Source organism: Mycobacterium sp. ABE4_509, from assembly GCF_056160785.1.
Window position 1 is genome coordinate 1 of sequence record NZ_JBSWXU010000299.1, and the last position, 1,283, is coordinate 1,283.

Annotated in this window: 1 protein-coding gene; it reads right to left on the reverse strand. The window is 65.1% G+C overall.

The features are described 5' to 3' along the window. Window positions 1-59 precede the first annotated feature (59 nt). A protein-coding gene (locus tag ACXAID_RS28135) for an IS3 family transposase (RefSeq protein ID WP_475025439.1) occupies window positions 60-1,204 on the reverse strand; the annotation gives its coding sequence in 2 pieces (ribosomal slippage) (window positions 60-937 and window positions 937-1,204; 1,146 coding nt in all). Between the last annotated feature and the right edge of the window lie 79 nt (window positions 1,205-1,283).

A 1,283-nucleotide genomic window follows, 5' to 3' on the forward strand; every position in this document is an offset into this window, starting at 1 on the left:
TGGCGAGTCCCCGTTACTGAGTCCACCCGGTTCTTGAGTCGGGTTGGTTTGATCCGTTCTCAGTTGATGCTGCAGGCCACCGGGGTGTGGGTGCAGCGGCAGGCTGCAGCGTACTCGGCTGGCGTGCGGTAGCCCAGGGCCGAGTGGCGGTGTCGGTGGTTGTGCTCGTGCTTGAAGTCGCCGATGACCACGCGGGCCTCGAACAGGGTGTTCCAGTAGTTGCGGTTGAGGCACTCCTTGCGCAGGCGGTTGTTGAACGATTCGATGTAGCCGTTGTCCCACGGGCAACCCGGCGGGATGTACACCATGCCGGTTCTGTTCTCGCAGAACCGTTGCAGCGCTTGAGAAACCATTTCCGGCCCGTTGTCCATCCGTAGCACCTTCGGCGGGCCGCCGGCCGCGGCGAAGGCTTTCTCTAGCTCGAACACCAGCCGCTCGCCGGTGATCGAGCGTTCCACCACATGCAGCAGCGACTCGCGGGTGTGTTCATCGATCATCGAGGCGATCTTGATGGCCTTGCCGTCGGTGGTGGAGTCGAACTGGAAGTCGATCGCCCACACCACGCCCGGTGCGTCGGCCTCCACCGGCGGGACCGAGGAGATCCCAGCTCGCTTGCGTGGGCTGTGCACACGGACCTGCAGGCCCTCCTCGCGCCACAGCCGGTGGACCTTCTTCTTGTTGACCTCACGGCGCTCGTCGTAGCGCAACGTCGCCCAGGCGCGCCGGAACCCGTGGCACGGGTGTTTGGTGGCGTAGGAGCGCAACCAGGCCCGCATCTCGGCATCCGGATCGTCGGGGGTCTGCCCGAGCGGCAGGCGGCGGTAGGTGGAGCGGGCCAGCCCAACGGCCTTGCACGCCAGCCTCTCGGACATGCTCAGCGTTTCTTTGAGCATGTCGACAGCGCGGCGTTTGGCAGCTGGGCTCAGAATTTTCCCTTGGCGACCTCCCGTAGCGCGTCCTTTTCGAGTTCGGCGTCGGCCAGCAGCCGCTTGAGGCGGGCGTTCTGCTCGCGCAGCTCTTTGAGCTCCTTGGCGGCGTCGGTATCCATACCGCCGTAGGTGCGCCGCCAGTTGTACAGCGTGGCCGGCGAGACCTGCAGCTCGGCAGCGATCTCCTCACCGGTCTTGCCCTCGGCAGCCAGCTCATCTGCCCGGCGCAGCTTGCGCACGATGTCCTCCGCGGAATTCCGCTTCCGACCAGCCATGTGTTCATCGTCCCTTCTGGCCCGACATCGGGCCACAGGACTCTAAAACTGGTTGGACTCATTCAGCGGGAACACGCCA